Raw genomic sequence first — 12,697 nt, 5'->3', positions numbered from 1 at the left:
GCGGTACGGCCGCGGGGCTCGGCCGGGCAGGCGGAGTAGCCTCGCGGCCATGCCTATGCACGCGATCACCATTCCCGAACCCGGAGGACCCGAGGCCCTGGTGTGGGCCGAGGTCCCGGATCCCGTACCCGGCGAGGGCGAGGTCCTCGTCGAGGTCGCGGCGAGTGCCGTCAACCGCGCCGACGTGCTCCAGCGCCAGGGTTTCTACGACCCGCCGCCCGGTTCGTCCCCGTATCCCGGCCTGGAGTGTTCCGGCCGGATCGCCGCCCTCGGCCCGCACGTATCCGGCTGGTCCGTCGGCGACGAGGTGTGCGCACTGCTCTCGGGCGGCGGCTATGCGGAGAAAGTCGTGGTTCCCGCCGGCCAGTTGCTGCCGGTGCCGGAGGGCGTGGACCCGGTCTCGGCTGCCGCGCTGCCGGAAGCGGCGTGCACGGTGTGGTCCAACGTGTTCATGGTCGCCCATCTCCGGCCGGGCGAGACGCTGCTGGTGCACGGCGGCGCAAGCGGCATCGGCACGATGGCGATCCAGCTCGCGAAGGCCGTGGGCGCCAAGGTCGCGGTGACGGCGGGCGGTCCGGAGAAGCTCGAGCGCTGCCGCGAGTTGGGTGCGGACATCCTCATCGACTATCGCGAGCAGGACTTCGTCCAGGAGATCCGCAACGCCACGGACGGCGCCGGGGCGGACGTCGTCCTCGACATCATCGGGGCGAAGTACCTCGGGCAGAACGTGAAGGCGCTCGCCGTGAACGGCCGGATCGCCGTCATCGGGCTGCAGGGAGGTCGCAAGGGCGAACTGGACCTGGGCGCGCTGCTGGCGAAGCGCGGCGCGGTGACCGCCACCTCGCTGCGCGGGCGGCCGCTGCCGGAGAAGGCGGCGATCGTGGCGGCGGTGCGCGAGCACGTCTGGCCGCAGTTCGCAACCGGGAGGGTGAAGCCGGTGGTGGACCGTACGGTCCCGATGCGGGACGCGGCCGAGGCGCACCGGGTGCTGGAGAGCAGCGTCCATGTCGGGAAGATCCTGCTCACGGTCTGACGCGCAGCCGGGGTCCGGCGCCGTGGGCACGGGTCGACGCCGTGGGCACGGCCTTATGCGCGGGATGGCCCGATGTCGCACTCCCGCCGTCCCGGCCCCGACCCCGACCCGACCTCAACCCCCAACCCCGACCCCTTCGACCTCGACCCCGACTCCCGTCCGAGATGCCGGATTTCATCCGACATGTGACTCTGAACACTGCATCGGATGGTCACCCTGACCGCTCGGTACGGGAGGGGGTCACTGCCGTGGCCTCAGCGCTGCGCTCGCGACTCGCCATAGGGCTCCTGGTGGGGGCCGCGATGCTCTCGTCCCCCACCGTGTTCGCCCGCGATCAGACGTCGTTCCTCACGGGCCGCGGAACCGGCGCCGTCGCCGCCCAGCTCCCGCGGATTCACTCGACGGGCCCTTCCGGCGCCCCCCTCCTTCTGCCCGGCTCGTCCCGGGACTCCCCGCCCCGTGTGACCAGGGCGGATGACGACCGGAGCGGGCCGTACGCCGGGCGTCGCGCAGGTCAGGGCCGGGAGAAGCCGGGGCGCGCCCCCGAAGCCGTCTCCCCCACCGACCCCGGCGAGCCGTCCCGGCCTTCCCGGCCCGGCGACGGAGAGCCGGACGCACCCCGTGAACCCCGCGACCCCGATGCCCCGCCCGGCGCGGGTGTCCCCTCGGGAGCACCGTCCGATGCCCCCACCCGCGTTCCCCGCCCCCCGTCCGATGCTCCGCGCCCGCCGGACGCGACCCCGGGGCCCGACGAGCCCCCGCCCGACGACGACAGCGAGCTGCCGGGCGCGTGGCGGCCCCCACTGCCGTACGAACCGGAGGCCCCGGAACCGGAATCCGAGTGGACCGACGTCGCTGTGCCGCCCGTCGACCCGTCGTCCGACGAGACGCCCGGCAGCGGCACCGCCGTCGCCGACGAGCGCGGAGAGCAGTCGGCGCATCCCACCGGGCGCATGCTGCGCGTGCTGCCGATCGGTACGGGGCTGGCGCTGATGGGCCTCGGCCTCGCGTACATCGGCATCCGGCTGCGGCAGCGCTGAGGTCCTCCCGGCGCCGCCGGAGTCCCGCCCCCCCCGTTTATGTCCCGTTCCTCCCCGGCACTGAGGTCCCACCCGCCCCCAGGCCGGGGTCCGGCCCCCGGCGTCCGCCCTTCGCCTGCGCCGAGACTTCCGCCCGTCCTCCAACTCCCCAGCGCCCCGTTCCCAGCCCCAGGCACCGCGTCCCGGCGTGCGGGAGTCGGGATTCCGTGCACGTCCGGGCGGTGGATCGGCCGTTTCCGGGGGCGGAACCGTGTTCAGGCGCGTGTGAGAGAGAATGGCGGCATGGAGATGCCGAGGAATGAACGGTCGCAGGAGAGCCCGCACGTCCTGGTCGTCGGGGCGGACGGAATGCCTCTCGGCAGCGCCGGCTCCGGAGGCGGAGAGGGCGGCGAGGAGTCCCGCGAGGTTCCCTTGACGGACATGGTCGAACAGCCCGCGAAGGTCATGCGCATCGGCAGCATGATCAAGCAGCTGCTCGAGGAGGTCCGGGCGGCGCCTCTCGACGAGGCGAGCCGGGTGCGTCTGAAGGAGATCCACCACAGCTCCGTGAAGGAGTTGGAGGACGGCCTCGCGCCGGAGCTCGTGGAGGAGCTCGAGCGGCTGTCCCTGCCCTTCACCGAAGACGTGGTTCCGACCGAGGCCGAGCTGCGGATCGCGCAGGCCCAGCTCGTCGGATGGCTCGAAGGGCTGTTCCACGGCATTCAGACGGCACTCTTCGCGCAGCAGATGGCGGCGAGGGCCCAGCTCGAGCAGATGCGCCGGGCGCTGCCCCCGGGCGTGATGGGCCCCGAGGGCGACGACGAGCCGCATCAGGGAGGCGCTCGCTCGGGTCCGTACCTGTAGAGCCGTGACCCCCCGAGAAGGACCGCCGGAGGCCCGTGCCCGCGGTGGCGGAGGCCGCCGCCCGTGGCGGACCCGGCGGGGCGCAAGGACGACGAAGGGGCCCGGCGCGCACTCCGCGCGCCGGGCCCCTCGCCGTACTGCTATTCCGTACTGCTTTGTGTGCTGCGTCCCTGCGGCGACCGGTCAGGAGGCCTTGCCCGTCGAGACCGTCAGCACGAACTTGTCGTCGTTGTCCTCGGGGTCGAACGGGTCGCCCGTCAGCGGGGTTTGCCGGATCACGATGTCCTTGCCCCAGGTGTTCTCGTTCTCGTACTCCACGCTGTACTTCCAACCCGCCGCGTTCAAGCACTGCTTCACGGACGTGAGGTCGTAGTACTGGAGCTGCGGGGCCGAGACCTTGCTGTCGTCGTCCCAGTACTCGTTCGGCTCGGTGCACTTCTCGCGGTCGATGGTCTTGGTCCTGTCGCCCGGGTTGAAGTCCTCGCCCTTGTCCTCGTCATCCGAGTCGGGATCGGGTTCGGTGTCGGAGCCGCGCGGGTCGCTGCCGCCGTCCGCGCCCTGCGTCGTCCGGGACGTCTCCTTGGGGTTGGCCTCGGGCTCGCCGCCGTCACGGTTGTTCATGAGGAGCAGGCTGACCAGGCCGCCCGCCACCAGCAGTGCCGCGAGGACCGCACCCACGACCACCGGCGTATTGCTCTTGCCGCGCGGGGGCGCCCCCTGGGGCGGCGGGGTGATCGTGTACGGCGGCGGGGTCTGCAGGCCGCTGTTGTACGGCGAGGGGGCCGGGGTGTGCGGGCCCGGCGTCGCGTAACCGTGCTGCTGCATCGCGTGCTGCGGCGGGGGAGGCGTGGACGGACCGAAGCCGCCCATCTGACCCGGCTGCTGCGGTGCGGCGTAGGGCGTGTGGACGTTCGGCGGGGGTGGCGCCCCCTGGTCCACGGTCGGGAAGACGGCGGCTCCGACCCCCGCTCCGCTGTTGGCCGAGGACCCGTCGCCGACGACGTTGGGCGTCGCCCCGGTCTGCCCGCTCCCGGCGACCCGTGCGCATTCGTCGCGCATCGCCTCGGCCGTCGGGAAGCGCTCGTTGGGGTTCTTCTTGAGGGCCCGCGCCACGAGCGCGTCGACCGCCGGGGGGACCGACCGGTTGATGGAGGAGGGGACGGGCGGGTCCTCCTGCACATGCGCGTACGCGATGGCCAGGGGTGAGTCGGCGTCGAAGGGCAGGCGTCCGGTGAGCAGCTCGAAGAGCATGATGCCCACCGAGTAGAGGTCGGACCGGGCGTCCACGCCGCGGCCGAGGGCCTGCTCGGGCGAGAGGTACTGCGGGGTGCCCACGACCATGCCGGTCTGCGTCATGGAGGTGACGCCGGACTGCATGGCGCGCGCGATGCCGAAGTCCATGACCTTGACCACGTTGCGCTTGGTCATCATCACGTTGCCCGGCTTGATGTCGCGGTGGACCAGGCCCATCTCGTGGCTGACCTCGAGCGCCGCCAGGACGTCCGCGGTGATCTTGAGGGCCTTCTCGGCCGGCATGGCGCCGTACTGCGCGATGTCGGCGTCCAGGGCCGAGCGGAGCGGCTGGCCCTCGATGTACTCCATGACGATGTAGGGGACAAGGGCCCCCTCGATCTCGTCCTCGCCGGTGTCGAAGACGGAGACGATGTTGGTGTGCGAGAGCTTGGCCACGGACTGGGCCTCGCGGCGGAACCGCTCGCGGAAGGACGGCTCCCGGCCCAGCTCGGTGTGGAGCGTCTTGATGGCCACTTGCCGGTCCAGGACGGAGTCGTAGGACAGGTGGACCGATGCCATGCCACCGGCGCCGAGCAGGTCGCGCAGCTGGTAGCGGCCGCCACCGACGGAACGGCCCTCGTAACGGCCTTGCGCGCCGTCCTGGCTCATGTGGTCTGCTCCCCCCGTGGCACGACGGCCTCGCGCTGCGGCCCGTTGCTGTCGTTCCGTAACCGTGATTCCCGGCCAAGTCTGCCCGAGGGCCGGTACACGTCAAGCCGCATGCCCGTTCCGTGACCGGATGCGCAAGAAGCGTCTCTCAATGGTTACGAGCCGCGGCGTGATTTGCATCGGGGCGCCCCCCGGAGGTTGGATGGCCGGTCCATCACGATCCGGAGCCGGGCCCGGACCCTGTAGCGTGCTTCAGGGAAGACGTAGTACCGCACGGACAGTCGCGGACAGAAACGACGGCGAGGACTGATGGCACAGACGCAGCGCGCCCAGGGCCCGTCCGAACCCGATGCCACCGGCGGGGGCACCCCCGAAGCGCCGGAGGCGTGGGGAGCCGGCGGGCTGGTCGGCGACGGCCGCTACCGTCTCACGCATCGCCTCGGCCGCGGCGGTATGGCAGAGGTCTTCGCTGCGGAAGATGTACGTCTGGGCCGAACGGTTGCAGTGAAACTGCTTCGTTCCGATCTTGCCGAGGATCCGGTCTCCAAGGCGCGCTTCACGCGCGAGGCCCAGTCGGTCGCGGGCCTCAACCACCATGCGGTGGTGGCGGTCTACGACTCCGGCGAGGACGTCGTGGGTCCGCGCATCGTGCCGTACATCGTGATGGAGCTCGTCGAGGGCCGCACGATCCGCGATCTGCTCCTCAACGCCGAGGCACCGCCGCCCGACCAGGCGCTGATCATCGTCTCCGGTGTGCTGGAGGCGCTGTCCTACAGCCACCACCACGGCATCGTGCACCGGGACATCAAGCCGGCGAACGTCATCATCACCAATACCGGGGCCGTCAAGGTCATGGACTTCGGCATCGCCCGTGCGCTGCACGGCGCGCAGTCGACGATGACGCAGACCGGCATGGTCATGGGCACCCCCCAGTACCTCTCCCCCGAGCAGGCCCTCGGCAAGGCGGTCGACCACCGCTCGGACCTCTACGCCACGGGCTGCCTGCTCTACGAACTCCTCGCCCAGCGGCCGCCGTTCACCGGCGAGACCCCGCTCTCGGTCGTCTACCAGCACGTCCAGGACGACCCGGTGCCCCCGTCCGAGGCTGCCGACGCCGTGCCGCCGGAGCTCGACGGTCTGGTCATGCGGTCACTCGCCAAGGACCCGGACGACCGCTTCCAGAGCGCCGAGGAGATGCGCGGCCTGGTGCAGTACGCGCTGCAGATGCTGCAGGAGCGGGGCGGCCACACCGGCGTATGGGACACCGGGCCGGTCGCGCACACCGGTGCCAACACCCCGGCCATGGGCATGGCGGGCACGAGCGTGCTGCCGCACCCCAGCCACGGCGACACTCCCCCGGCGTTCCGGACGGGCACCACGCAGATCGGAGCGGGCGGCCCGATGCTGCCCGGTGCCCGGCCCGACGACGGCGGCTTCGACGGCCGCCGCCCGGGCGGCGGGAAGGGCAAGGGCGGCCGCGGCAAGATGTGGCTGTTCGCCGCGCTCGCCGTGATCGCGATCATCCTCGGTGCGGCCTACGCGCTGGACCGGGCGGGCACGGAGTCCGACGGGAACAAGTCGGGCAACCCCTCGACCACGGCCCCGGAGAAGACGGAGAACAAGCCGTCGCAGTCGGAGGACGAGGGCGCGACCGAGGGCACCGACCCGGCGGACGACATCGGCGGCCAGGACTCGTACACCCCGTCCCAGGAGCCCTCGCAGCAGCCGAGCCAGACGCCGTCGCAGTCGCCGTCGCAGTCGCCGACCGACGAGCCGACCGACGAGCCCTCGGACGGCACGTCGAGCGGGAGCGGTGACGACACGAGCGAGTCGCCCGACCCCGGTGGCTCGGACGACGGGGGCAATGGCGAGCCCTCGGCCGACCCGAGCCTGCCGGACCCGGTCGGCGGGAACTGACCGTACCGCGCAGGGCTTCCGCCCCTGCCGTCCCGGACAGGGATGAACGCGCGCCTAGCCCGTGAACGCGTCGCGGACCGCCTCGTATTCGCGCGTCCACCACACCGACAGCGCCGCGGCCGCCGGGAACTGCGGATCGGCCCGCCGGTCCAGCAACTGGTAGCGCCAGCGCAGCATCCAGAAGTCGTTCAGCCGCTCCCACCACACCCGGTGGACGGCCGCCGCCAGCTCGGCGGGGCTCGCGCCGGTCGCGGTCCGGTACGCGCGGGCGTACGGGCGCACCTTGCTCAGCTCCAGCGTGCCCCGCGGCCGTACGAAGAAGATCACCGCGGCGCGTACCGCCTCCTCCGCACGGGGCTGGATGCCCAGCCGGTCCCAGTCGAGGATCGCGGCGGGTTCGGCGCCCCGGTAGAGCAGGTTCAGCGGGTGGAAGTCGCCGTGCACCCAGCCGGTGGCCGGCTCCGCGCCGGCCTCCGGGCGCTGGTGGGCATGGCGTTCGAGCAGGGAGCGGCGTTCGACGAGCCGGTGCTCGGCGAGTTCGTCGAAGCTGTCGCGGGGGCGGTTGGCGCGCGCCAGGCCGAGCAGTTCCTCGATCACCTCGAAGGTGTCCGTGGGGTCGGCGCTCTCCACCCGGGCCTCGGCCTCCGGGACCGGTGACTGCTGCATCACCCGCTCCAGGCAGGTGTGCACCAGTCCCAGCAGTGCCCCGAGACGGCGGGACTGTGCACAGGTCAGCTCGGCGCCGTCGCGGTGCCGGCCGTCGATCCAGGGGTGGAGGGTGTAGCACGCGTCGCCGATCACCGTGACCGTACGGCCGTCCGCGTCGGCCAGAGGCGGGACGACCGGGAGTCCGAGGGCGCCCAGCCGGGTGATGGCGCCGTGCTGGTGGGCGATGGCCTTGCTGTCCCCGTCGAGGTGGTGCTTGAGGAAGTACCGGCCGCGGGTGGTGGCCAGTTGGTAGCCGCGATTGAGCAGGCCCTGGGCCACACGCGCGCAGGACAGGGGCTCGCCGGTGCCCTCGTACCGGCGGAGCAGCGCGCGGAGCGGGACGGTTGTGTCATATGTGCGCGGCACGCGCCAGATGTTAGATCACTTCGTCACGCAGTGTGCCCGGACCGGCACACAGGGATGTGGGTGCGGGGGAGTCAGGGGTGGGCGGCGGCCCGGTGCGGATGCGGGGGAGCGGGCGGACGGCTGGTCCGGTTCAGTGTTTTTCCGCCTGCAGCCGGGCGGCGTACGCGGCGGCCTGTGAACGGCGCTCCATGCCGAGTTTCGCGAGGAGGCTGGAGACATAGTTCTTGATCGTCTTCTCGGCGAGGTGAAGGCGCTCGCCGATGGCCCGGTTGGTCAGCCCCTCCGCGATCAGCTCCAGGACCTTCCGCTCCTGCCCGGTGAGCCGGCCGAGCGCCCCGTCCGTCCCGGTGCCCGTGCCGCGCCCTTCGCGCAGCCGCTCCAGGACGCGGGTGGTGGCCACCGGGTCGAGCAGGGATTTCCCGGCCGCCACGTCGTGTACGGCCGCGAGCAGCTCCTTGCCGCCGATCGCCTTGAGCACATAGCCCGACGCCCCCGCGAGGATCGCGTCGAAGAGGGCCTCGTCATCGGCGTACGAGGTGAGCATCAGGCAGGCGACGGACGGATCCAGGGAACGGATCTCGCGGCAGACCTCGACGCCGCTGCCGTCCGGAAGGCGCACGTCCAGCACTGCCACGTCCGGCCGGGCGGCGGGGATGCGGGCCAGGGCCTCGGCCGCGGAACCGGCCTCTCCCACCACCGCGAGGTCCTTCTCGACGGACAGCAGTTCCCGCACGCCGCGTCGTACCACCTCGTGGTCGTCGACCAGGAATACCCTGGTTTCTCCGCCTTCGGCCACGGGGTCAGTCTCACACATCGACTCTTCCCGTGCCCCAGTTCTCCGGGATACCGTGCGGTTGTCCCGGCAGCCCGCAGGGCTGTGACCAGTGCTGTTCCCGCACTCCTCTCAATTTACTTGGATATCCAAGCAAAAACGCAGGTCAGAGGGGTTTCGCGGAGATGTGGCGCACTCGGTAACGTGCCTCTTGCAGGCCACGTCCGGGGCACCTGTCACGCCCGGTTCGGCCGCGCCGCACATACCCCGTGCGCCGTTCGAAGCGGGTGAGCCCTAACTGGCCGCCGGCGGATCCCGGGGGCCGGACAGACGGAGGAGCACAACCGTGACCGTGGAGAGCACTGCCGCGCGGAAACCGCGTCGCAGCAGCGGCAAGCGCACCGGCGCCAAGAAGCCGCCGGCCGACGCCCGCCCCGAGCTCGTACAGCTGCTGACGCCGGAAGGCGAGCGGGTCGAGCACCCCGACTACTCGATCGATCTGTCCCAGGAGGAGCTGCGCGCTCTGTACCGGGACATGGTGCTGACCCGTCGTTTCGACGCCGAGGCCACTGCGCTCCAGCGTCAGGGCGAGCTGGGCCTGTGGGCCTCGCTGCTCGGCCAGGAGGCCGCGCAGATCGGCTCGGGCCGCGCGCTGCGCGACGACGACTACGTCTTCCCGACCTACCGCGAGCACGGCGTCGCCTGGTGCCGCGGGGTCGACCCGACGAACCTGCTCGGCATGTTCCGCGGCGTCAACCACGGCGGCTGGGACCCCAACACCAACAACTTCCACCTCTACACGATCGTGATCGGCTCGCAGACGCTTCATGCGACCGGTTACGCGATGGGCGTGGCCAAGGACGGCGCGGACTCCGCCGTCATCGCCTACTTCGGCGACGGCGCGTCCAGCCAGGGCGACGTCGCCGAGGCGTTCACCTTCTCCGCGGTCTACAACGCCCCCGTCGTCTTCTTCTGCCAGAACAACCAGTGGGCGATCTCCGAGCCCACCGAGAAGCAGACCCGCGTCCCCCTCTACCAGCGCGCCCAGGGCTACGGCTTCCCCGGCGTCCGCGTCGACGGCAACGACGTGCTGGCCTGCCTTGCCGTCACCCGCGCCGCCCTGGAGCGGGCGCGCAGCGGCGAGGGCCCCACGCTCGTCGAGGCGTTCACCTATCGCATGGGCGCCCACACCACCTCCGACGACCCCACCCGCTACCGCCTCGACGAGGAGCGGGCAGCCTGGGAGGCCAAGGACCCGATCCTGCGGCTGCGGGCCCACCTGGAGAAGGAGGGCGCCGCCGACGAAGCCTTCTTCGCGGAGCTGGAGAAGGAGAGCGACGTGCTCGCCAAGCGCGTGCGCGAGGCCGTACGCGCCATGCCCGACCCCGACTCGATGGCGATGTTCGAGCACGTCTACGCCGACGGGCACGCACTCGTCGATGAGGAGCGCGCGCAGTTCGCCGCGTACCAGGCTTCGTTCGCGGACGCGGAGGGGAACTGACATGGCTGCCGAGAAACTCGCGATGGCGAAGGCGATCAACGCGTCGCTGCGCACGGCCATGGAGGCCGACCCCAAGGTCCTCGTCATGGGTGAGGACGTCGGCAAGCTCGGCGGCGTCTTCCGCGTCACGGACGGTCTGCAGAAGGACTTCGGCGAGGAGCGGGTCATCGACACCCCGCTCGCCGAGTCCGGCATCATCGGCACCGCGATCGGCCTCGCGCTCCGCGGCTACCGCCCCGTCGCCGAGATCCAGTTCGACGGCTTCGTCTTCCCCGCGTACGACCAGATCGTCACGCAGCTCGCCAAGATGCACGCCCGTGCGCTGGGCAAGATCAAGATGCCGGTCGTCATCCGCATCCCCTACGGCGGTGGCATCGGCGCCGTCGAGCACCACAGCGAGTCGCCCGAGGCGCTGTTCGCGCACGTCCCCGGGCTCAAGGTCGTCTCGCCGTCCAATTCGGCCGACGCCTACTGGATGATGCAGCAGGCCATCGAGTCCGACGACCCCGTCATCTACTTCGAGCCCAAGCGCCGCTACTGGGACAAGGCGGAGGTCGACACCTCCGCGATCCCCGGCCCGCTTCACGCCGCCCGCGTCGCGCGCGAGGGCACCGACCTGACCCTGGCCGCGTACGGTCCGATGGTGAAGGTGTGCCTGGAGGCGGCCGCCGCCGCGGCCGAGGAGGGCAAGTCGCTGGAGGTCGTCGACCTGCGCTCGATGTCCCCCGTCGACTTCGACACCGTCCAGCGGTCGGTGGAGAAGACCCGCAGGCTCGTCGTCGTCCACGAGGCGCCGGTGTTCCTGGGGACGGGTGCGGAGATCGCGGCCCGTATCACCGAGCGGTGCTTCTACCATCTGGAGGCACCCGTGCTGCGGGTCGGCGGTATGCACGCGCCGTACCCGCCTGCCAGGCTCGAGGACGAATACCTGCCGGGGCTCGACCGGGTGCTGGACTCCGTCGACCGCGCGCTGGCGTACTGAGGGCCGAGGAGATCGTGACGATGACCGAGACGACGCTCCCCCGGAATCCTTCCGGGGGCACGCCCATCCGTGAGTTCCGCATGCCGGACGTCGGCGAGGGACTGACGGAAGCCGAAATCCTCAAGTGGTACGTCCAGCCGGGCGACACCGTGACCGACGGGCAGGTGGTCTGCGAGGTCGAGACCGCCAAGGCCGCCGTCGAACTGCCCATCCCGTTCGACGGGACCGTGCACGAACTGCGCTTCCCCGAGGGGACGACGGTCGACGTGGGCACGGTGATCATCTCCGTGGACACCGCGCCCGGCGGCGGCTCGGCCGCACCGGCGGCCGGTGACGCCGCGTTCGAGCTGCCGAAGACCGAGGAGGCCACTCGCGAGGCGGCCGAGTCGGGACCGGCCCCCACCCCGGCGCGTTCGGAGGGCGGTGACGAGCCGGAGGGCCGCCAGCCGGTCCTGGTCGGCTATGGCGTCGCCGCCTCGTCGACCAAGCGCCGTCCGCGGAAGCAGCAGCCGGGCCAGGCTCCTGCCGTACCGGGCCAGAACGGTGCGGCCGCGGCCCTGCAGGCCGAGATGAACGGTCACGCCGGCGCCGCGACCGCGTCCCCGCAGGGGGCACGGACGGCCGGGACCAGCGCGCCGGCCGTGCCGGGCGGACGCCCGCTCGCCAAGCCGCCGGTCCGCAAGCTCGCCAAGGACCTCGGCGTGGATCTGGCGGCCGTCACGCCGACAGGTCCGGACGGGATCGTCACGCGGGACGACGTCCACGCGGCGGCCGCCTCGGCCATGGCCGCGACGGACTCCGCACCGGCCGCGTCTGCGGCCGGCCAGGCCACCGCGGTGCAGGCCACCGCGGCCGCGGCCCCGGCGCCCGCCGTCGCTGCCGGGGAGCGCGAGACCCGTGTGCCGGTCAAGGGCGTGCGGAAGGCGACCGCGCAGGCGATGGTCTCCAGCGCCTTCACCGCGCCGCACGTCACGGAGTTCGTCACCGTGGACGTGACCCGCACGATGAAGCTCGTCCAGGAGCTGAAGCAGGACCCGGACATGGCGGGTCTGCGGGTCAACCCGCTGCTGCTGGTCGCCAAGGCGTTCCTGGTGGCGATCCGCCGCAACCCGGAGGTCAACGCGGCCTGGGACGAGGCCAACCAGGAGATCGTGCGGAAGCACTACGTGAACCTGGGCATCGCCGCGGCCACCCCGCGCGGCCTGATCGTCCCCAACATCAAGGACGCGCACGCCCAGACCCTGCCCGAACTCGCCTCTTCTCTGGGCGATTTGGTGTCCACCGCCCGCGAGGGCAAGACGTCCCCCGCGGCGATGCAGGGCGGCACGGTCACGATCACCAACGTCGGCGTCTTCGGCGTCGACACCGGCACTCCGATCCTCAACCCCGGGGAGTCGGCGATCCTGGCCTTCGGCGCGGTCAAGCTCCAGCCCTGGGTCCACAAGGGCAAGGTCAAGCCCCGCCAGGTCACCACGCTGGCGCTCTCCTTCGACCACCGTCTGGTCGACGGAGAGCTGGGCTCCAAGGTTCTCGCGGACATCGCCGCGGTCCTGGAGCAGCCCAAGCGGCTGATGACCTGGGTGTAAGGCGAACCAGGAGTACGGGCGCGGGCCCGGACGCGGACTTCCGCGTC

10 protein-coding genes are annotated in these 12,697 nt (G+C 71.7%); 7 read left to right on the top strand and 3 right to left on the bottom strand.

The window, feature by feature from the left end; genetic code table 11:
- The first annotated feature begins 55 nt into the window (after nt 1-55).
- The 3 genes from ACGFNH_RS21620 (at nt 56) to ACGFNH_RS21610 (ending at nt 2,916) form a co-directional block, all read left to right on the top strand.
- Nucleotides 56-1,033, top strand: a complete 978-nt coding sequence (locus ACGFNH_RS21620) for an NAD(P)H-quinone oxidoreductase (RefSeq protein WP_393656166.1) — start codon at nt 56-58, stop codon at nt 1,031-1,033.
- Between the two features lie 248 nt (nt 1,034-1,281).
- Nucleotides 1,282-2,073, top strand: a complete 792-nt coding sequence (locus ACGFNH_RS21615) for a hypothetical protein (protein ID WP_393656035.1) — start codon at nt 1,282-1,284, stop codon at nt 2,071-2,073.
- A 282-nt stretch (nt 2,074-2,355) separates the two neighbouring features.
- Nucleotides 2,356-2,916, top strand: coding sequence for a bacterial proteasome activator family protein (locus ACGFNH_RS21610; protein ID WP_393656033.1), 561 nt, complete (start codon nt 2,356-2,358; stop codon nt 2,914-2,916).
- Nucleotides 2,917-3,099: 183 nt separating this feature from the next.
- Here ACGFNH_RS21610 and ACGFNH_RS21605 read toward each other — a convergent pair whose 3' ends face one another.
- Complete coding sequence (locus tag ACGFNH_RS21605) at nt 3,100-4,818, bottom strand: protein kinase (RefSeq protein ID WP_393656031.1); 1,719 nt, start codon at nt 4,816-4,818, stop codon at nt 3,100-3,102.
- Between the two features lie 309 nt (nt 4,819-5,127).
- Between ACGFNH_RS21605 and ACGFNH_RS21600 the strand changes: the two genes are divergently transcribed.
- A complete protein-coding gene (locus ACGFNH_RS21600) occupies nt 5,128-6,735 on the top strand; it encodes a protein kinase (protein WP_393656029.1) in 1,608 nt (535 codons plus the stop codon).
- Nucleotides 6,736-6,789: 54 nt separating this feature from the next.
- Here ACGFNH_RS21600 and ACGFNH_RS21595 read toward each other — a convergent pair whose 3' ends face one another.
- Nucleotides 6,790-7,809 (bottom strand): phosphotransferase, encoded by a 1,020-nt coding sequence (locus ACGFNH_RS21595; protein ID WP_393656027.1) that lies wholly within the window; start codon nt 7,807-7,809, stop codon nt 6,790-6,792.
- A gap of 130 nt (nt 7,810-7,939) precedes the next feature.
- Nucleotides 7,940-8,623: a response regulator gene (locus tag ACGFNH_RS21590; RefSeq protein WP_393656025.1), complete on the bottom strand. Its 684-nt coding sequence runs from the start codon at nt 8,621-8,623 to the stop codon at nt 7,940-7,942.
- A gap of 304 nt (nt 8,624-8,927) precedes the next feature.
- Between ACGFNH_RS21590 and pdhA the strand changes: the two genes are divergently transcribed.
- From pdhA to ACGFNH_RS21575, 3 genes are read left to right on the top strand one after another with little or no spacing between them, the layout of a single operon-like run.
- Nucleotides 8,928-10,082, top strand: a complete 1,155-nt coding sequence (gene pdhA, locus ACGFNH_RS21585; protein ID WP_393656023.1) for a pyruvate dehydrogenase (acetyl-transferring) E1 component subunit alpha — start codon at nt 8,928-8,930, stop codon at nt 10,080-10,082.
- A gap of 1 nt (nt 10,083) precedes the next feature.
- Nucleotides 10,084-11,064: an alpha-ketoacid dehydrogenase subunit beta gene (locus tag ACGFNH_RS21580; RefSeq protein ID WP_393656021.1), complete on the top strand. Its 981-nt coding sequence runs from the start codon at nt 10,084-10,086 to the stop codon at nt 11,062-11,064.
- 11 nt (nt 11,065-11,075) lie between these two features.
- Nucleotides 11,076-12,650, top strand: a complete 1,575-nt coding sequence (locus tag ACGFNH_RS21575; RefSeq protein WP_393656164.1) for a dihydrolipoamide acetyltransferase family protein — start codon at nt 11,076-11,078, stop codon at nt 12,648-12,650.
- The last annotated feature ends 47 nt before the right edge of the window (nt 12,651-12,697 follow it).

Origin of the sequence: Streptomyces sp. NPDC048639 (assembly GCF_043199075.1) — a bacterium.
Lineage (GTDB): Bacteria > Actinomycetota > Actinomycetes > Streptomycetales > Streptomycetaceae > Streptomyces.
This window is presented reverse-complemented; position numbering and strand designations above follow the sequence as displayed.